Source organism: Flindersiella endophytica (genome assembly GCF_054779015.1).
This window is the reverse complement of sequence record NZ_BAAGYY010000004.1, coordinates 51,313-70,556: the sequence shown is the minus strand read 5'-3', so window position 1 is coordinate 70,556 and position 19,244 is coordinate 51,313. Positions and strand designations below refer to the sequence as shown.

The window sequence follows — 19,244 nt, the reverse complement described above, 5'->3', positions numbered from 1 at the left end:
AAAACCGGACGCAGATTTGCGTATAGGTGGGCACTTCGATGGGATGGAATTATGGACGGGGGCGCCAAAGCGCGCTTCCGCACGGAACGTCCGACCCAGAAGGAGGACCCGTTGCCGCCGCGAAATGCTGAACACAGCGAATCCGCACGCGCGAAAACCCCACTGAAGTTCACCGTCCATCTGCCCACCGCCGACCAGGCTGGGGTCGACCAGGACGCCGAATGGTGCATCCTGGAGACGCCGGAAGAACGCCGCCGCGTTCGTTTCCACGACTACAACGAGATTTACAACGTTCCGGGATTCTACGAGCACCTGTTCTACGACAAGCTCGAATGCGTCTCGCCTCGTGTAGTGCGCAACCTGGTAGGTGAGGTGCTCACCGACCGCAACCTGGGAGCCGAGCAGTTGACCGTCCTCGACGTCGGCGCCGGCAACGGCATGGTGGCCGAGGAACTGGTCGATCTCGGTGTCGGCTCCGTGGTGGGCGTCGACATCATCCCCGAGGCGGCCGCCGCCGCAGAGCGCGACCGTCCCGGCATCTACGACGACTACCGCGTCGTCGACCTGACCGACGTACCCGCGGAGGACAACCAGTACTTCGAGTCCGTCGGCTTCACTGGAATGACCACTGTCGCGGCCCTAGGGTTCGCCGACATCCCTCCGAACGCGTTCGCCCAGGCCTACAACTACGTCCGGCCTGAGGGCTTGGTCGCGTTCACCATCAAGGAGACGTTCGTCGGTGACCAGGACCAGTCCGGCTTCTCACGCCTGATCAAGCAGATGCTGGACAACGGTCTCATCGAGGAGCTCGCTGAGGAGCGGTACCGCCACCGTCTGGCGGTCTCCGGCGAGCCGCTTTACTACCTCGCCTATGTCGCGGAGAAGCACTCCGACATTCCGGAAGACTGGATCGCTTCGCTCCAGCCGGTCACCGCTTGACGCCGAGCGGTTGGTGTAAGCGCAGGGTGACGTGCCACGCTCAGAGTTATGAGCGCATCTCGTGAGTTACAGGGTGGTGCTGCCGAGCCGGGCGGACGACCGTTCGCGCGCTGGTCGGCGGAGGCCGAACCCCCACCCGCTCACGCGTTCTCATGGCTGGCACACCGGCTGGGTGACCTCACGCCCAGTCCTGAGGTACCGCCCGACGAGATCGAGTTGCCCGCGACGGCGTTGCCCGTCCCCACCAGGGACGGCCTGCGCCGGATCGTGGGTGACCAGCATGTCGACGACACGCCAACTGGCCGGCTCAGCTGCGCCGGCGGTCAGTCGTACTCCGATCTGATCCGCCGGCGCAGTGGCGCCGCAGTCGCCGCGCCGGACGCCGTTGTCCGGCCCGCGACCCATGACGAAGTACTGGCCGTGCTGGCGCTGTGCTCCGAGCACCGCGTCGCTGTCGTTCCGTACGGAGGCGGCACCAGCGTGGTCGGCGGCGTCGAACCGCAACGCAACCGGCACTACGCCGTGGTCACGCTCGACCTGCGGCGGATGGACCGGATGCTCGCGGTCGACGCCGTGTCCCAGGTGGCCGTTTTCGGTGCCGGCGTGACCGGGCCGCGAGCCGAGGAGCTGCTGGCTCCGCATGGGCTGACGCTCGGTCACCTGCCGCAGAGCTACGAACGGGCAACGCTGGGCGGGTACGCCGCGACGCGTTCGGCCGGTCAGGCGTCAACTGGCTACGGCCGGTTCGATGATCTGCTGGTCGCGCTGCGCGTCGCGACTCCCGTCGGCGAGCTCGCGCTCGGCACCGGCACGCCCAATGCCGCCGGGCCCGACCTGCGCGGCCTGTTCTCCGGCTCGGAGGGCACGCTCGGAGTGCTGACCGAGGTGACCGTGCGCGTCCGGCCCAAGCCGCCGGAGCAGCGTTTCGAGATGTGGGCGCTGCCGTCGTTCGAGGCGGGGCTCGGCGCGCTCCGTTCGATGATCCAGGAGGACGCCGCCGCCGACGTCGTACGGCTGTCCGACGAGTCGGAGACCGAGGTCACCCAGCAGCTCGCGGGCATCAAGGGCAAGGCCGCCGGGCTGTTCGCGCGGGCCAGGGGCGCGCGCTCGCCGGCGTTCTGCGTGGTCGGCTGGGACGGCACCAAGGGCTCGATCAAGCGCCGCCGGGAACGCACGGTCGAGGTGCTGCGCCGGGCGAACGCGGTCCGGATCGGTGAGCAGGCCGGCGAGACCTGGCGCCGGCACCGCTTCGCCGGGCCACGGCAGCGCGACCAGTTGCTCGACGCCGGTGTCATGGTCGAGACGCTCGAGACCGCGACGGCGTGGTCGCAGCTCGGCGAGCTGTACGCCGCGGTCCGGGCGGCACTGAGCCAGGCGCTCGATCAGCAGGGCACGCCGCCGATCGTGATGACGCACGCGTCGCATCTTTACCCGACCGGTGCGTCGCTCTACTTCACGGTGCTGGCCCGCCGGCAGGCCGGCGGACCGGAGGCCACACTGGCGCAGTGGGCGGTCGCGAAGGCCGCCGCGTGCGAGGCGATCCTCGCGCAGGGCGGCACGATCACCCACCACCACGGAATCGGCCGCGACCATGTGCCGTACCTCCCGACGGAGATCGGCAAGCTCGGCGTCGCCCTGCTGGCGGCCGCCAAGCAGACGTTGGATCCGTACGACATCCTCAACCCCGGCGTGCTGTTGCCGCCTACTCCCAGTGGAGTAATGCGAAACGCTTCCCAGAGCTGACGTGGAGCGCCCGGATCGCGGCGATGATGAGCGTATGACGACAGCAGACAGGAAGTTCCGGTTCGGTGTGGTGGCGGCGATGGCGCCCGACGCGCAGGCGTGGACGAAGCTCGCGCAGCGCGCCGAGGAGCTCGGCTACTCCACGTTGATGATGCCCGACACGCCTGGCACGTTCGCACTTTCGGCGCTCGGCGCCGCGGCCGCCGTGACGAGCAAGCTCCGGGTCGGCAACCACGTGCTCAACGTGAGCTTGCGCACGCCTCAGATGACCGCCTGGGAAGCACTCTCGCTCGACGTGGTGTCCGGCGGGCGGTACGAGGTCGGGCTCGGCACCGGCCGGGCTCCTGACGACGCCGAGCGGCTCGGTCTGCCGTTCGGCTCTCCGGGGGAGCGGCTGGCCCGGCTGGGCGACACGATTGCCGCCCTGAAGCAGGGGTTCGCGAAGGCCCAGGGACCTCTGCGACCCGTGCAGCAGCCGCACCCGCCGATCCTCGTCGCGGCCGGAGGCAAGCGTGCCCTGACGCTGGCCGCCGAGCACGCCGACATCGTGACGTTCGCGATCCCGGCCGACACGACCGAGGAAGCCCTTGTGGAGAAGGCAGATCAGTTCCGAACGATCGCGGGCAGCCGCCTCGACCAGATCGAGCTGGCGCTGAACATCTCCTGGCTCGGTGAGGATGTGCCTGACTGGATGCTCCGCATGATGCGCAAGCCGAGCCTCGGAATTCCTGTCTCCGAAGCGGCCGCGTTCCTCACCGGCACCCCGAAGGAGATGGCCGACACGTTGCTGCGGCGCAGAGAACGCACGGGCATCTCGTACGTCATGGTCAACGGCCAGTTCATCAACGAGTTCGCGCCGGTGGTCGAGCAGCTGGTCGGAACCTGACGCCCGACCACCGGTAGGCGATGCGAACTCAGTTGTAGGAAACGGAGAAGTTGTTCGTGCGGAAGTCCATGCCGCCGCTCGACGACGTGATCTCGTAGCCGAACTGCACGTCCCCGACTGTCACGTCGCCGAACCAGCCGCGAGCTCGGATCCAGTTCAGCACCGCGCGAACGTCCACGGTGCCGGAGCTCGTGTTGCTGGTTCGGACGAACGAGAACACCTCGTTCGAGCCGTTGCTGCCGCGGTAGACCTGCCAGCTGTGCCCGCCGACGGACACCGTGGTCTGGTAGGAGCCGAGCGGCCCGACCGGCCCGAACTTGTTCATCCACAGCATGATCTCGTACGCGTGGTTGTTGGCCCAGATGTCGTACGCCGAGGTGTACGACCCTCCGCTCGGGACCGACACGTTGAACTGACTGGTCAGCGAGTTCAGCGAGCCGAGCTGGCGATTGACGTTGCGGGTCGCGTTGGGGTACGACTTCACGCCGCCGGTGTTGGGATGGTTGGCCCAGACTCCCCAGTTGCTGAAGGAGTTGGCCCAGATCGTCTGCGGTCCGGCGCCGCTGCCCCAGATGTTGTTGTAGAGCGTGTAGCCGCCGTTCTGCCAGGTGCCCCACTGATCGGACGAGGACCAGACCGCCGCTGTGGCAGGGGTTTGGGTCAGCCCGACGATCAGGGCGAGGAGGAACGCGGGTGTGAGAATGCGAAGGATCCTGCGCATAGGTTTCCTTATCGTGCGGGGTTTCCTCGCACGCTAGGAGTCGAACGAATCGAACGCAAGGGCCGCGGAATGCGCTTCCACCAGGACAACCTTCACCGGCCGGCCGGTCTTCTCCGCCGCTGCTACGACGTCGTCGTATTCCGGCTGCACGTTCACCACATCGCCTTCGTACGACGCGATCTTCACCCGAATCGAAACGCCGCCAGGCAGTTCGATGGTTCGAAACTCGCGTACCAGCGGGTGTTTGGCGACTTCGTGGCTGCGCAGGCCGATCGCCGAGGTCTCGGTGAACACGACCTGGCGGACGGCGCCGGCGTTGGCCGGTTCGACGAGGATCGACAGCTGGTGCGCCGGACGACCCTTCTTCATCAGGATCGGTGTCAGCCACGCGTCGGCGGCACCGGCGTCCAGCAGGCGTTGCAGGACCGCGGGCCAGAGCCGCGGATCGAGGTCGTCGACGTTGGTCTCGATCACCAGCTGCGTCGAAGCCTGGTCGCGCGCGTCGGGTAGGTCGCCGACCAGCAGGCGCACGACGTTGGCACGGCCTTTGGTGACGCGTGTGCCGGCGCCGAATCCCTGTGTGGCAACGCGCATCGGCGGCTGGGCGCCCCATTTGTCGACATGTGCGAGCAGGAGTGCCGCGCCGGTCGGCGTGCAGAGCTCGCCGACCGGCGTGCCGGGCTCGATCTCGCCGGCGTACGACGGAACGCCTTCCCGCGCCAGCAGCTCGACGACCGCGGGCACAGGGACGGGCAGCTTGCCGTGCGCGGCGCGAACGAATCCGGAGCCGACCGCGATCGGCGATGCGTGCAAGGCGTCCAGCTCGAGGTGCGCGAGACCGGCACAGACGCCAACCACGTCGGCGATCGCGTCGAGCGCGCCGACCTCGTGGAAGTGGATGCTGTCGGGCGTCGTGTCGTGGACCTTCGCCTCGGCTTCGGCCAGGCGGCGGAACGTGTCGTGGGCGCGCTCGCGTACGGCCGGGGCCAGGTCGGCGGCGTCGAGCAACGCGCGTACGTCGGCCCAGGTGCGGTGATGCGTGGAGTCGGTGCCGTCGATCTGGACGTGCTGGGCGGCCAGGCCGCTGCGCTTGACCGGCTCGGCTCGCAGCGTCAGCCGCTCGGGCGCTACGGCGTCGACCGCGGCGGAGATCACCTCGAGTGGAACGCCGGCTGCCACCAGGGCGCCGAGCAGCATGTCGCCGGAGGCGCCGGACGCGCAGTCCAGCCAGCCGATTCGCTTGCTCAAGCATCGTCCTTCCGGGACCGAGGGGCGGCGCGGCGGGCGACCCGGGACGCGAACACGCCGGCGCCGAAGCCGTTGTCGATGTTGCACACCACGACGCCGGGCGCGCAGGAGTTGAGCATCGCCAGCAGTGCCGCCAGCCCGCCGAACGAGGCGCCGTACCCGACGCTCGTCGGAACCGCGACCATCGGAACGCCGGTCAGCCCGCCGACAACCGACGGCAGCGCGCCCTCCATTCCGGCGATCACGATCAGGCAGTCGGCGGCCTCCAGCCGGTCTCGTACGGCCAGCAGGCGGTGCAGGCCGGCGACGCCGACGTCGACGATCTGCTCGACTCCGGCGCCGAACGCCCGCGCGATGAACGTCGCCTCCGCCGCGACGGCGAGGTCGGACGTGCCCGCGGCGACGACCGTCACCAGCCCCTGCGGCTCGGGCAGCGGGCCGACGGCGATCGCCTGGGCCTGCTCGTCGATCAGCGCGTCCGGGAACGTCGTACGCGCCTTGGCCAGCGCCTCGGGCGGGAGCTTGGTGGCCAGCGCGGGGCGGTCCGGGTGTGCCTCGCGGAGGGCTTCCAGCAGGCCGAGCGTCTGGTCGGCCGTCTTGCCGGCGCCGTAGACCACTTCGGGGTCGCCGGTACGCCCCAGCCGGTCGGTGTCGAGTCGGGCGTATCCGAGGTCCTGCCACCCCTGGTCGTTCATGGCTTCGAGCCTAAGCGGTCACCGAAGGCAGCCGAGTGGTGCCGGATATGTCATAGTCCGGCGCTTGCTCGCCGACGAGCGCTTGACAATGGATACTCGCTTACGAGTATGCTGAGTCGAACATCCACTAGAGAGGTAGTGACAACCATGAAGACCCTGATCATCGGCGGCGGGATCGCCGGCCCGGTGGCTGCGATGGCGCTGCAGAAGGCCGGCATCGAGGCGACCGTCTACGAGGCGTACGACTCGACTGCTGACGGCATCGGCGCGTTTCTCGGGTTCGCGCAGAACGGCGTCGCGGCGCTGGAGGCGATCGGTGCGGACCACGCCGTGACCGAGGTCGGCTACGAGACGCCGCGGATGCGGATGGGCAGCTACACCGGCAAGTGGCTCGGCGAGATGGGCAACGGTGGCTGGATCGTCCGGCGGTCAGACCTCTATCTGCGATTGCGCCAGGAGGCGCTGGCTCGCGGCATCGAGATCGTGCACGGCAAGCGGCTGGTCGACGCGTCGCAGACCGCGAGCGGTGTCGTCGCGACGTTCGCCGACGGTACGACCGCCACAGGCGACCTGCTGATCGGTGCCGACGGGATGCGCTCGCGTACGCGTCAGCTGGTCGACCCGAACGCGCCGGAGCCGCACTACGTCGGCATGATCGGCACCGGCGGCTACACGACGTCGGTCGACGTCGACCTGCCGGCGGGCACGCAGGCGTTCGTGTTCGGCAAGCGGGCGTTCGTGGGCTACGGCAATCCAGGCGACGGCACGACCTGGTGGTTCGGCAACATCATCCGCCAGCCGGAGCCGTCGCCGGCCGAGCTCGCGGCCGTCTCGTCGGACGAGTGGAAGCGCGAGCTTCGCGAGCTGTACGCCGGCGACTCGACGCCTGGTGTGGCGCTGGTCGACGGCACCGAGCACGACCTGATCACGCCGCTGGCGATGCACCACATGGAGGCGCCGGCGCGGTGGTACCGCGGGCGGTTCGTCCTGATCGGGGACGCGGCGCACGTGACGTCGCCGAGCTCCGGGCAGGGTGCGTCACTCGCGGTCGAGGACGCTGTGATGCTGGCGCGGTGCCTGCGCGACAAGCCGACGCCCGCGGACGCGTTCTCGACGTACCAGCGCTTGCGTGCAGGTCGCGTGCACAAGGTGCTCGAGAACGCGAAGCGGACCAACAGCAGCAAGGCGGCAGGGCCGATCGCGCGGATCCTGCGCGATGCGATGATGCCGTTCTTCATTAAGAAGCTGGCGGACCCGAAGGCGACCGAGTGGCTCATCGGGCACCGGATCGACTTCGACGCGCCGGTCGACTCGGAGCTGATGGCGGCCTGACGGGCTGAGGTCCAACGTCATGGTCCGCATGCCATCTGACCTGTTGTCCGGGGGATTTCTGCCTGGGTGGGTGAGCCCGCGATGCGAAGACGTCGGATATGAGATAGCCTCCGGTGTGTGACCGAGGACTACCTACGCCGGATCGGCTATCTCATCCGCGACTCCCGCAAGCACCGCGGGTGGACGCAGACCCAGCTCGCTGAGGCGCTGGGCACCAGCCAGAGCGCGGTCAACCGGATCGAGCGCGGACATCAGAACGTCAGCCTCGAGATGCTCGCCCGCATCGGCGAGGCGCTCGACTCCGAGATCGTCTCGCTCGGACAGGCGGGGCCGATGCACCTGCGGGTCGCCGGTGGCGCCCAGCTGTCCGGCAGCATCGACGTGAAGACGTCGAAGAACGCCGGGATCGTGCTGCTGTGCGCGTCGTTGCTCAACCGTGGGCGCACGGTGCTGCGCAAGGTCGCGCGGATCGAGGAGGTCAACCGGATCCTCGAGGTGCTCAACTCGATCGGCGTGCGCACCCGCTGGCTGAACGCCTCCAACGATCTGGAGATCGTCTGCCCGGAGAAGCTCGACCTCGACGGGATGGACGCCGCCGCCGCGCGACGCACCCGGACGATCGTCAACTTCCTCGGGCCGCTGATGCACAGGGAAGACTCGTTCCAGATTCCCTACGCCGGCGGGTGCGATCTCGGCACGCGTACCGTCGAGCCGCACATGCAGGGGCTGCGCCACTTCGGCCTCGAGGTGAAGGCGACCGGCGGCCACTACCAAGCGTCGGTGGACCGTTCGGTGTCGCCGACGCGCGCGATCGTGCTGACCGAGCGCGGCGACACCGCGACCGAGAACATCCTGATGGCGGCCGCCCGCCACGACGGCGTGACGGTGATCCGGAACGCCAGCCCCAACTACATGGTGCAGGACCTCTGCTTCTTCCTGGTCTCGCTGGGCGTTCAGATCGAGGGGATCGGGACGACGTCGCTGACGGTGCACGGCGTACCGTCGATCGAGCGCGACGTCGACTACTCGCCGTCCGAGGACCCGATCGAGGCGATGAGCCTGCTGGCGGCGGCGATCGTCACGGGCTCGGAAATCACCGTACGGCGGGCGCCGATCGAGTTCCTGGAAATCGAGCTCGCGATCCTCGAGGAGATGGGCCTCGACTACGACCGGTCCGCGGAGTATCCCGCGGCGAACGGTCGTACCCGCCTGGTCGACCTGACCGTGCGTCCGTCGACGCTGCACGCGCCGATCGACAAGATCCACCCGATGCCATTCCCCGGCCTCAACATCGACAACCTGCCATTCTTCGCCATCATCGCGGCGGCGGCGCAGGGATCGACGTTGATCCACGACTGGGTGTACGAGAACCGGGCGCTGTATCTGACCGAGCTGACGAAGCTCGGCGCGCGCGTGACGTTGCTGGATCCGCACCGGGTGCTGGTCGAAGGCTCGACGCACTGGTCGGGCGCTGAGGTGATCTGCCCACCCGCGCTGCGTCCGGCGGTCTGCGTCCTGCTCGCCATGCTGGCGGCGAAGGGCACGTCGGTGCTCCGCAACGTCTACGTCATCAACCGCGGCTACGAGGACCTGGCCGAACGCCTCAACCAGCTCGGCGCGCAGATCGAGACGTTCCGCGACATCTAGGGCGCTGCGTTGCTCCAGAGCCGGTCGAAGTCGTTGGTGATCGTGGCTGCCGGCGTCCTCGGATCGATCTCGCGATCGACCGGCAGCCCGACCATCTCGACGTCGCGATAGCCGAACCACATCGTCGGCAGGCTTAGCACCAGGCCGGAGCGTGGCAGGAGGTACGGCACGACGTTGCCGAACGTTATGCAGCCCATCGACCGGCCGCCCATCAGCTTCGCGCCGAACGCGGCTCGGAGTATCCACGCCGCGCCCTCGGCCGCCGATGCCGACCGTCGGTCGGTCAGCACGATCATCCGGCCGCGCCAGGGCTTGGAGCCGGCCTTGAAGATCGGCTGGTCATCCTTCTCCAGCTGGAACTCCGCGTCCGGTGCCGGCGTGGGTTGGTTCGCTCTCACCAGCTCGGGCACCCAGTCGGGGCCGTGCTGGATCTCGTCCTGCACGATCGGGTTCCACGCGCCGAGCGGCTTGCCGTCCAGCTTCCACTCCTGGCCGGCCGTCTGCGGGAACGCCGTCGGCACGTGCTCGGCCATCCACCGCTGCACGAACTCCTCGCTGCCGCCCGGGTTGTACCGAACGTCGACCACGATCCGCTCGTGCGCGAAGTGCTCGTCGTGCCGCTCCACCCATTCGTTCAGCAGTTCCGTGCTGGCCGCGCCACCGCCACACTGCCGGATGCGTACGTAGAGCACGCCGTGCTCGACGTGCGTCTCGATCACGGGCTGTCCGGGCTCCTCCTCGTAGGCCGGCTCCCGCAGGCGAGCGTCCACCTCGGCGAGCAGTTCCTTGTCCTCACCGACCGCGCCGACATGCCGGTCGCGAAGCAGCCAGCGCAGCCGGTGGACGTCGGTGCCGAGTGCCTCGCCCCACGTCCCCGGCTGCTCCGTGGCGAGCCGCGCCTCCCAGCCGGCCGCCCACTCGTCGAGCCCAGTCCCATCGGTGATCCCGGTGGCGACGCCGAAGTGGCGTTCGCGTAGCAGGATCAGCAGATCCGCCAGATCGGCGGCAAGCGCTTGTGCATCACAGTTCGTCGCGGGTGTCCGGTCACGCGCCTCGCGTAGCTTCTCGACGACATCTGCGTTGTCCGGATCGAGCAGCCAGGACGCTCCTGTCTCGGCTGGATCCAGGTACAACGCCCGCAACTCACGACTCGGCTCCACGGCGAACCCCCTCCTGCGCAAGCCGCTGATCCGCGGCACTACGACAGATCACGTCTCGTCAAGATCCACAAGGATATGTCGGTGGTCGATGCGAGCCTGTCTCCATGGTGGTTGCGTTCAAGGGATGGCCCGAGGAGGCCTACGACCTGCTCCTCAGACTCGAAGGCGAGCCCTCACTCGCCTACCTCCAACGGCATCGCGAGCAACGCGTTCGCCTGGTCCGGGATCCGATGGATCAGTTGTGCGCCGCGCTCGACGGGTTGGAGAGATACGGCGAGCCGCACGTCTGGAACCTCCACAAGAACCCCTGGCTCTGGCAACACCAGTGCGCCGACCTCTGGATGGGCCGCCGTGTGCGGTTGTTCCTGCGCTTCGACCTCGATGGCATCACGATCGAGGGTGGCTGGTCCGGCGGCGGCGAGCCCGGCCAGATCGCCCGTTATCGCGACGCCGTGGCCGCCGCCGACACCGGTGAGGAGCTGGCCGCCATCCTCGACGACGTCGCCAAGGCCGGCTACGAACCCATCGACACCCCGATGAAGCGCATCCCACGCGGCTACCCGCCCGACCATCCGAGAGCCGACCTGCTCAGGCGAAGGGGCCTGGTCTTCCGCCGCGAGCTCGGTGCCGATCCCTGGCTGCACACCCCAGCCGCGCTCGACCACGTCAAGGACGGTCTCGACCAGCTGCTCCCGTTGAACGAATGGTGCCTCACCCATGTCTCGATCGCCGGATCCGTCCGCGCCGACTGAGCCGCCGAGTCGCCGGGCCGCTACAGCGGCTCGAGAAACTCCGTCGCGATCCACGGCAGCCGCCCGCCGCCACGGCTGCCCGACTGCTGGATGCCCCAGATCAACAACACGTGTACGAGCTCCTCGCTCGACCACTCCGACCCCGTGGAAGCCTTCGCCCGCAGCGCCCGCGCCGCCACCTCGACCAGTTCGTCCGGCAGCTCCCAGCCGGTCACGACCAGAAGCACGTCACGCGCCAGCGAAACCCACGGCCGCGGCAGCGAAGAACGAACCGTCCGTACCCGATCCCCGGAGGTGCACACGACCCCCAACCCCTCAGCCGAGCGCTCGAAGACCAGCGACCACGTGCCGGGCGCGTTCAGGTAGTGACCAGCCAACGGATCATCCGGCGGCAACGCAACGACATTGCCCAGCCACAGCTCCTGATACTGGTCGGCCGTCGCGTCCACGATCGTCCCGTCCGGCAGGCGGTTCCAGCAGTGCACCCAGCTCACCGTGCCGTCGAGCAGCTGCAGATACCCGTTCTCGCCGGCCCACCCGAACTCCGCCGAGAGCGCCGACACGACGTTCCCGCACCGCCCGTCGTTCGGCCGCGCGTCGGCCAGCCGCACAGCCCGGCGTACGGCATGGATCCGCCGCAGCACGGCGGGATCAAGCGACGCCGGTTCAGGAGAAGAAGGTCTCATCGAGCCACCAGCAAACAATCCGCCAGGCCGCCACACAACCGATTTCCGGTACGTTCCGAAGCCATGCATCGAAGCCGCGTCTACGCCATCCTGATCGACACTCCGAAGGAGAACGCCGACGACGTAACCCAGTTCTGGGCCAAGGCCCTCGGCGCCACCCCACATCCGCTCCCGGAAGCGCCGCAGTTCATCTCGCTGCTCAATGCCATTCCGGGCGTCAACACCGCCATCCAGGCGACCGAGACCGCCGACGAGGCACCGCGCGTCCACATCGACATCGAGACCGACGACATCGAGGCCGAGGTCGCCCGCCTCCAAGCCCTCGGCGCCAGGCTCGAGTCCCAGTGGCAGGAGTGCCGCACCCTGCGTGCTCCCGGCGGCCACGTCCTCTGCGTACTCCCCGTCGAAAGTGACCTCGAGCAGTTCGCGGCCACGGCCAACACCTGGGGGTGAACGAAGTAGGGTCCCCGCATGGCCGACACCCCCGCAGACCAGCAGATCGACCTGGACCCGCTGACCGGCAGCCTCGTCCGCCTGCGTGAGCTGCGCGAAGAGGATCTTCCCCTGCTCATCGAATGGTGGAACGACCCCGGTATCGCCGCGTACCAGCGCCCCTTCACCCAGCCGAAGACCCACGACGGCATCGCCGAGATGATCCGCGGCTGGAGCCGCAACGACGCGGCCGACTGCGGGTTCTCGATCGTCAAGCGCAAGGGCGGCGAGCTGGTCGGCCAGGCCTCGCTGTTCGGTGCCACCACGAAGGACCGTTGCGCGCTGTTCGCGATCGTCGTCGGCACCAACCACCAGAACCGCGGCTACGGCACCGAGGCCACCCGCCTGCTGCTCCGCTACGGCTTCGCCGAGCTCGGCCTGCACCGCATCGAGCTGAACGTCTACAGCTTCAACTCCCGCGCGATGGCCGCCTACGCCAAGGCCGGCTTCCGGGAGGAAGGCCGCCGCCGCGAGTCGGTCTGGCGGTCGGGAGCCTGGCACGACAGTGTCGGCATGGCCGTCCTCCGTCACGAGTGGGAGGAGCTCGAGCGTGCCGGCCGTTGACCCGACCGAGGCGGCGCGCTACGAAGCGTTCCGCGCGAACGGTCGCGCCACGCTGCTGGCCGGCGACAACACCTACGACCGGCCACTCGGCGAGACCGGCCGCTGGGGTGTCAGCGCGGTCTTCCGTCCGAGCCGCGACGTCCTCGACCAGCTCGCCGAGCTGAACGCGGAGCTCCACGACGTGATCGGCGACGGCCACTGGATCCACGGCCCCGGCTGCCTGCACTCCACGTTGCGCGCGCTCGAGCTGTACCGTGCCGACATCTCACCAGGCGACCCCGGCATCCAGGCCTACGCCGACGCGCTCGACGAAGCCGCGGCCGGCATCCCGCCGGTCGAGTTCGACATCAGCGGCGTCAGCCCACACCAGGGTGGCCTCCTCTTGCTGCTCAGCCCGAGCGACAAGACCCTCGTCACGCTGCAGGAGCGCTACGACGACGCCCTGCACGCCCGCGAAGCCTGCCGGTTCGACGGCGAACACCGCCGCGACCTGTGGAACATCGGCCTGGTCCACTTCGCGTCCAGGCTGACGGATCCGGAACGCTTCGTCGCGTGGTGCGACCAGCGCCGCGACCTGGGCCTGAGCACCATCACGTTCGACGCGGTCGACCTCGTACGCGCTCACCAGGAGCCCTCGGACATCCGGCTGGAGACACTGCACCGCGCTGCCCTTCTTGGCCATCCGCACGCAGGGGAGTAACCGGCCGGTAAGGGGCAAGATGAAACCCATGGAGAAACGTCGACTCGGCCGGCTCGGTCACGAGAGCACAGTCCTGATTTTCGGTGCCGCCTCGCTTTCGGACGTGACCCAGGATGTCGCCGACGCCTCGATCCAGGAGGCGCTCGACGCGGGCATCAACCACTTCGACACGGCGGCGAGCTACGGCGAGGCGGAACTGCGCCTCGGGCCATGGATGCCGCGGATTCGCGAGCAGATCTTCCTGGCCACCAAGACCGGCGAACGCGGCCGCGAGCAGGCCTGGGCGCAGATCAACCATTCGCTCGAACGGCTGCAGACCGATCGCGTCGACCTGCTGCAGCTGCACGCGGTCGGCGACCTCGGTGAGCTCGACAAGGTCACCGGCAAGGACGGCGCACTCGAAGCCGCCGTCCGCGCCCGCGACGAGGGCCTGGTCGGCGAGGTCGGCATCACCGGCCACGGCCACGACGCCCCGGCGACGCACCGTGAGGCGCTGCGCCGCTTCCCGTTCGCGACGGTCCTGACGCCGTTCAACTACACCCTGGCCCGCAACGAGAAGTACCTCGCCGACTTCAACGAGCTCGCGGCCGAGACCCAGCGCACCGACACCGGCCTGATGATCATCAAGTCCGCTGCCCGGCGCAACTGGCCGACGGAGGAGCACCGCTACTCCACCTGGTACGAACCGTTCGACCAGCAGGAGCTCATCACGGCGGCGGTGGGCTTCGTTCTCTCGCGGCCCGAGGTCACGGGCATCGCGACGCCCGGTGAGGTGAAGCTGTTGCGCCAGCTGATCCAGGCCGAACGCGATCGCGCGGCGCTCACGAGTGCCGACATCGCGGCAACGCTGGACCGGGCCGAGGACTACACCTCACCCTTCGCGGCGATGCCGATCTAGCCGGCCCTCCGCTCACGCGCCCGTCGCTCCTGGTTGAGCGGCGGGCGCGCTCGTGTGCTCGCTGGGAAACTGAAAACCGCGACCACCTTTGACCAAGCCCTGCCGGATGCGTTGACAGCGTTCTCCACCCGGCCCTAATTTCGGTCCTGGTCAAAATTCCCCTCGAGGTACTTGGGAGGGTCTCGTGTCACGTCTCTCACTCGCCGCGGTCGTCGCCGCCTTGTTCGCCGCTTCGTCCGCCGCCCTGATCGCACCGATCCACCCCGCCGCGGCGGCTGAGGACGTCGTCCTGTCCGACTTCGAGACCGCCGACTCCCTGCGGGGCGCGACCCTGCCTGCCGGCGACGTCGACCACATCGAGGTCGCCCAGAACTTCGCCACCACGGGCAAGGCCTCGCTGCGCTTCGACATCGGTGCGTTCGACAGCGCGGCCGGCAAGGTCTTCCCGCGCGTCTGGCTGAACGTCGGCTCGACGCTGCCGGACGTCGACTGGACGCAGCGGCAGTACCTCCACGTCGGCATGGCGAACGCCTCCGCCGAGCGCGCACGCATGTACGTCGTGGTCTGGGACAAGGCCGGCAAGTACCTCCTCCGCTCGATCTGGGCCGACCCGTACGACTACCGCGTGTTCCAGATCAGAACCGCCGACATCACCGCGGCGGGCGTCGACCTCGGCAACCTGGACAAGATCCAGCTCAGCACCGAGCGTTCCGCGAGCCCGAAGCTGTTCTACGCCGACGATGTGCGCCTCACCGACACGCCCGCCGACGTACCGGCCGAGCAGGCCCGCGTCGCAGGCGACCTGATCGGGCTGATGCGGCTGTCCGTCCTGCAGACCGGCGCGGACCGTTCCCTCGAGGCGCTTCGTAAGCGAATCCCGCACGGCCAGGCCGCGCCGGACCAGGCGCTGACCGCCCAGGCCGACGCGCTCGAACAGCAACTCGCCGACCTCCAGGCAAGAATCGACGCGCTGGGCGGCGACGTGCCGGAAGCCCGCGCGATCTGGACGGCGCTCACCGGCATCGACTGGAAGATCAAGCGCCTCGGCACGCTCGTAACCGCCCGCGCCGCGCAGCCGAAACAGCCGATCGGGCTGGGCTTCGCGGACTCGATGTCGCGCGTCTACCCACGCGACCTGCCCTGTGCCTGCACGTTCGGGCAAGCCACCCTTGACACGGTGCGCGGCGAGCACGAGAGCGTGCAGCTGGTAGCGATTCCATACGCGGCTTCGCTCGGCAACGCCGAGGTCCACGCGACCGTCCAGGGCCAGGGAGTCAGCGTCGACGCCCACCCGGTCTACTCCCTGAACCTCGTACCGCCCGTCGAGCAGAAGCCGGCGGCGCCGACGAAGTACCGCCCGGCTGTGTACGAAGGCTGGACACCGGACCCGATCCAGACCGCCCGCGACAGCGTGAACGTCGCCTCCGGCGACCTGCAGGCGTTCTGGATCAGCGTCGAGACCAGCCGGAACACCAAGCCCGGCGACTACCAGATCGACCTCGAGCTGCGTACCGACGGTGTGAAATCCCAACGGACACAGCTGGAACTGCACGTCCACAACGCGACGATCGCCGACCGGCCCGGCCTGCGCACCGCCATCGGCCATGATCCGGCGGCGTACGCCGAGCCCTACGGCGTAACGGATCCGGCCGAGAAGGCGAAGCTCGTCGAGCAGGAGTACGCGTTCCTGAGCGAGTACGGCCTGCAGGGCGACAACATCTACCGCAGCATCTACGAGCCGAACCCACCGTCGGTCGAGAGCCTGCGGAAGGTCGACGAGGAGCAGGGCGGGCTGCGGCAGTTCAACGTGTGGTACTTCGACCCGCGCCTGTTCGACCTCCAGGCGCCGGACACCTGGCAGGCGCAGTCGGATGTGTTGTTCGACCGGATCCAGCCGTACATCGACCAGTACCGCGCCGCCGGCTTCGCCGACAAGGCGTACCTCTACTGCTGCGACGAGACCCGCGCGGAGTACACCGCGGTCATCACCTACGTCCTGACGCGCTTCAACGAACGCTTCCCCGACGTCAAGGTGCTCACGACCGCCATCGACGACCAGATGGGCAGCCAGAACGGCCTCGGCGACCTGATCGACTGGTGGGTACGCGACGTCCCGTGGTACGACCCGGCGATCATCTCGCAGCGGCACGCCGCGGGGCGCGAGGCCTGGTGGTATCTCCACGCGGGCAACACGAATCCGACGCCGAACCTGTTCGTCAACTACGACCCGGGACAGCTGCGCGTCCTGCTCGGCCCGATGTCACACCAGGCCGGAGTTGACGGATTCCTCTACTATCGCGTCGATCGGTGGTACGGGCACGGGATTCTCGACTCCGGACCGCTCAGTTCGTGGGAGCCACGAACCTGGAACAACCTGGCCGGAGACGGCTCGCTGCTCTACCCCGGACCGGACGGCCCGATTCCGTCCATCCGGCTGGAGAACATCCGCGACGGGCTCGAGGACTACAATCTGCTGGACGCGTTGCGCACCGCGATCGACCGCGCACCGGCCGGCACCGACCCGCGGCTGATCGAGCGGGCGAAGCGGTTGGTGAGCGGTTCGGACGTCGTGACGAGCAACTTCTCCTACGTCGACGAGCCGTCGGCCTACCGTGGCTGGCGTTCTGAGGTGTTGCGAACGCTCGACCGGCTCACCTAAGCCGCGTTCAGTGGTCCTGGTGCAGGCAGATCAGGTTGCCGCAGGTGTCGTCGAACATCGCGTCGGTGCCGCCGTACGGCAGCTTCGTCGGCGGATCATCCAGTCGAGGGCGGCGATGCCCTGCGCCCACTGGAACTGCCGGATCGTCGGCAGGTTGGGGATCGGCGGCTGCATGGAGTGCGGGATGAAGTAGCCGGTGAGTGCGGCGAGCGTGACGTCGAGGTCGTGATCCGGCACGTCGCGGGTCAGCGGATGCCGCTCGACGATCGGCTGCGGATCGGTGCCGTGCATCGCGACGCTCGGCAGCATGAACATCAGGTCGCAGTGCGGTGCACCGAGGCTGGCGAACGGCCAGTCGACGAAGACGACGCGGTCGGAGGTGAGCAGCATGTTGTCGGCGCGTAGATCACCGTGCACCAAGGTCTTTCCGGCGCCGACGTGCTGGAACTCCGCCTCCAGCTCGACCAGTTCGCCGAGATGTTGCGCAGCCCAGGGCGCGAGCTCCTCCAGCGCCGAGACGGCCTGCGGATCGGCGGCGACCTGCCTCCAGCCGTCGAAGTCCTCCGTGCCGACGATGGGTAGCGCCTCGATCGGCGCCGGCGTGAGGCTGGTCGCCAGGTCCGTCAGTGCGTCGAGGACCCGCTCCAGTTCGTCGTTACGCCATGGCACGGCCGGCTGGTGGCCGTCGACCGCCTCGTAGACCAGGGCGACCCAGCCGTCCTCGTCGTACGAGCCGAGGAACTTCGGCGCGGGCACGGCTTCGGGTAGGGCGGAGACGACGCGAAGCTCGTCGCGGTACATGCGCGGGCCCTCGGCTGAGCGCTCGGGCCCGACTGCCTTGGCGAAGACGCGCTGCCCGTTGTCGAGGTGGAGTACGGAGGCCAGGCCGGGGGAGAAGCCTCCAGCTTGGCCGTGTGCGCTCACGACGCGTCCGCCCGCGATCGCCTCGATGCCGTGGCGTACGGCAGCGGGCGTCTGGTCCCAGGTGATGCGCCGGCCGCCTTCCGCCGCCGGCGCGCTTTGCTCTGTCACGCTTGTAGAGCTTGCCAAACCTACGGCGGTTCACGCATCTCAGTTTCGCGGCAACCGCTCGATCAACTCCGCGACGAACTCGACCTGCTGGACGCCTGTCGCCCAGACCTCGTCCGGTGCTTTCGTGGCGGCGTTGAGCAGCTCGTCGATCTGCCAGCCGTGCCGGATCGCTGTGGACGTGGCGATCGAGCGCCGCAGCTCGTCGGCCGGTCCCGTCCAGCCGGCCTCGCGGATCGCGTCGACGTAGGTGCCGGTGAGCTCGTCCCAGTTGGTGCGGGGCGTCGAGCCGACCTGATGCCAGCTGTCGAGGGCCAGGTGACCGGCGTCGTGGCCGACCGGACCCCAGCCGACGTAAGCCCAGTCGATCACGCGAACGCCGCCGTCCGGTGTGCGGCCGATGTTGCAGTGGTGGAAGTCGTAGTGGGTGAGTACGGGTGGGAACTCGGCCAGCGCCTTCCGAGCCTCTGGGGGATCTGTGACGCGGTTGCTCACGGCCTCGCGAACGCGTGGGTCGAGCCCGCGTTCGATGGCGAGCTCCCAGTTCGGGTGCGCCTGGGTCTTGGCGTTGACGAGACCGTGGCGTCGCAGGTGCGTGGGTATCCAGTCGCGCGAGAGCCAGCCGGCGGAGGCTTTGGTGGTCGCGAGCTGCCAGTTGGCCAACGAGGCAAGAGCTTTCTCGTAGGTGTCGCGCTGCTCGGAGGCCACCTCAACCGCCTCCAGCCAGACCTCGATGGTCTCCGCCAGCCCGTCGGTGACCCCATAACAACGAGCGGCGGCCGCCTGCGGCCCCCAACCGTCGGTGGCGAGTTCGGAGCGGTAGAACTCGGCCTCGCGTACCCACCAGTGCGGATGCCCCGGCCCGAGCGACCCGCGCCACACCTTGTTGCGGCCGAGGAACTGCGCGCCGAGCCGCTTCACGACCAGCCCGGGCTCGAAACGCCAGATGCCACCGTTGGGAAAGTGCCCGTCGTAGCCGACCTTGCTGCGTTCCCAGCTCGCGGCAGGATCATCGCCGAGCTGCCGAATCACCTTGCCCGGTGGACGTTCCGGCGCCTGCTCGAACCGTTCGAGGGGTGCTGGCATGAAGGTA

At 68.6% G+C, this 19,244-nt stretch carries 18 protein-coding genes; 11 read left to right on the top strand and 7 right to left on the bottom strand.

The genetic code is table 11. The features are described 5' to 3' along the window. Positions 1–111: 111 nt before the first annotated feature. Genes ACYVF6_RS02630 through ACYVF6_RS02620 form a run of 3 tightly spaced genes read left to right on the top strand, consistent with a single transcriptional unit; the run spans position 112 to position 3,568 of the window. Entirely contained in the window at positions 112–939 is an 828-nt protein-coding gene (locus tag ACYVF6_RS02630) for a methyltransferase domain-containing protein (protein WP_460515306.1), read from the top strand. Between the two features lie 48 nt (positions 940–987). Further along, positions 988–2,682 (top strand): FAD-binding oxidoreductase, encoded by a 1,695-nt coding sequence (locus ACYVF6_RS02625; RefSeq protein WP_460515304.1) that lies wholly within the window; start codon positions 988–990, stop codon positions 2,680–2,682. Positions 2,683–2,716: 34 nt separating this feature from the next. Next, complete coding sequence (locus ACYVF6_RS02620) at positions 2,717–3,568, top strand: LLM class flavin-dependent oxidoreductase (protein WP_460515302.1); 852 nt, start codon at positions 2,717–2,719, stop codon at positions 3,566–3,568. A gap of 28 nt (positions 3,569–3,596) precedes the next feature. On the opposite strand, the gene ACYVF6_RS02615 is transcribed toward ACYVF6_RS02620, so the two are convergent. From ACYVF6_RS02615 to larB, 3 genes are read right to left on the bottom strand one after another with little or no spacing between them, the layout of a single operon-like run. Further along, positions 3,597–4,301 carry a glycoside hydrolase family 12 protein gene (locus tag ACYVF6_RS02615; protein ID WP_460515465.1) on the bottom strand — a complete coding sequence of 235 codons (705 nt, stop codon included), beginning with the start codon at positions 4,299–4,301 and terminating at the stop codon, positions 3,597–3,599. A 21-nt stretch (positions 4,302–4,322) separates the two neighbouring features. Continuing rightward, positions 4,323–5,537 carry a LarC family nickel insertion protein gene (gene larC / locus ACYVF6_RS02610; RefSeq protein ID WP_460515300.1) on the bottom strand — a complete coding sequence of 405 codons (1,215 nt, stop codon included), beginning with the start codon at positions 5,535–5,537 and terminating at the stop codon, positions 4,323–4,325. Further along, positions 5,534–6,232, bottom strand: a complete 699-nt coding sequence (larB, locus tag ACYVF6_RS02605; RefSeq protein ID WP_460515298.1) for an AIR carboxylase family protein — start codon at positions 6,230–6,232, stop codon at positions 5,534–5,536. Before larB ends, larC begins: the two co-directional genes overlap by 4 nt. Positions 6,233–6,379: 147 nt before the next feature. On the opposite strand from larB, the gene ACYVF6_RS02600 reads away from it, so the two are divergent. Then, positions 6,380–7,564 carry an FAD-dependent oxidoreductase gene (locus tag ACYVF6_RS02600; protein ID WP_460515296.1) on the top strand — a complete coding sequence of 395 codons (1,185 nt, stop codon included), beginning with the start codon at positions 6,380–6,382 and terminating at the stop codon, positions 7,562–7,564. A gap of 117 nt (positions 7,565–7,681) precedes the next feature. Continuing rightward, the gene (locus ACYVF6_RS02595; RefSeq protein WP_460515294.1) at positions 7,682–9,211 is read left to right on the top strand and encodes a helix-turn-helix domain-containing protein; all 1,530 of its coding nucleotides are present in this window, start codon (positions 7,682–7,684) and stop codon (positions 9,209–9,211) included. Here the strand turns inward: ACYVF6_RS02595 and ACYVF6_RS02590 are convergent. After that, positions 9,208–10,371: a S41 family peptidase gene (locus ACYVF6_RS02590; protein ID WP_460515292.1), complete on the bottom strand. Its 1,164-nt coding sequence runs from the start codon at positions 10,369–10,371 to the stop codon at positions 9,208–9,210. The genes ACYVF6_RS02595 and ACYVF6_RS02590 overlap by 4 nt on opposite strands. A gap of 104 nt (positions 10,372–10,475) precedes the next feature. Here ACYVF6_RS02590 and ACYVF6_RS02585 point away from each other — a divergent pair, with 104 nt between their 5' ends. Continuing rightward, a complete protein-coding gene (locus ACYVF6_RS02585; protein WP_460515291.1) occupies positions 10,476–11,123 on the top strand; it encodes a DUF2461 domain-containing protein in 648 nt (215 codons plus the stop codon). A gap of 20 nt (positions 11,124–11,143) precedes the next feature. Here the strand turns inward: ACYVF6_RS02585 and ACYVF6_RS02580 are convergent, their stop codons facing one another. Further along, positions 11,144–11,809: a hypothetical protein gene (locus ACYVF6_RS02580; RefSeq protein ID WP_460515289.1), complete on the bottom strand. Its 666-nt coding sequence runs from the start codon at positions 11,807–11,809 to the stop codon at positions 11,144–11,146. Positions 11,810–11,872: 63 nt separating this feature from the next. Between ACYVF6_RS02580 and ACYVF6_RS02575 the strand changes: the two genes are divergently transcribed. From ACYVF6_RS02575 to ACYVF6_RS02555, 5 genes are all read left to right on the top strand, one after another. Next, positions 11,873–12,262: a VOC family protein gene (locus tag ACYVF6_RS02575; protein WP_460515287.1), complete on the top strand. Its 390-nt coding sequence runs from the start codon at positions 11,873–11,875 to the stop codon at positions 12,260–12,262. Positions 12,263–12,280: 18 nt separating this feature from the next. After that, complete coding sequence (locus ACYVF6_RS02570; protein WP_460515285.1) at positions 12,281–12,865, top strand: GNAT family N-acetyltransferase; 585 nt, start codon at positions 12,281–12,283, stop codon at positions 12,863–12,865. Next, positions 12,852–13,565, top strand: coding sequence for a 2'-5' RNA ligase family protein (locus tag ACYVF6_RS02565; protein WP_460515283.1), 714 nt, complete (start codon positions 12,852–12,854; stop codon positions 13,563–13,565). Before ACYVF6_RS02570 ends, ACYVF6_RS02565 begins: the two co-directional genes overlap by 14 nt. A gap of 28 nt (positions 13,566–13,593) precedes the next feature. Continuing rightward, positions 13,594–14,463 carry an aldo/keto reductase gene (locus ACYVF6_RS02560; protein WP_460515281.1) on the top strand — a complete coding sequence of 290 codons (870 nt, stop codon included), beginning with the start codon at positions 13,594–13,596 and terminating at the stop codon, positions 14,461–14,463. A gap of 184 nt (positions 14,464–14,647) precedes the next feature. After that, entirely contained in the window at positions 14,648–17,122 is a 2,475-nt protein-coding gene (locus tag ACYVF6_RS02555) for a DUF4091 domain-containing protein (protein WP_460515279.1), read from the top strand. 30 nt (positions 17,123–17,152) lie between these two features. Here ACYVF6_RS02555 and ACYVF6_RS02550 read toward each other — a convergent pair whose 3' ends face one another. Then, positions 17,153–18,154, bottom strand: a complete 1,002-nt coding sequence (locus tag ACYVF6_RS02550; protein ID WP_460515278.1) for an aminoglycoside phosphotransferase family protein — start codon at positions 18,152–18,154, stop codon at positions 17,153–17,155. 39 nt (positions 18,155–18,193) lie between these two features. Next, on the bottom strand, positions 18,194–19,237 hold the full coding sequence (locus ACYVF6_RS02545; RefSeq protein WP_460515276.1) for a phosphotransferase family protein: 1,044 nt from the start codon (positions 19,235–19,237) through the stop codon (positions 18,194–18,196). Between the last annotated feature and the right edge of the window lie 7 nt (positions 19,238–19,244).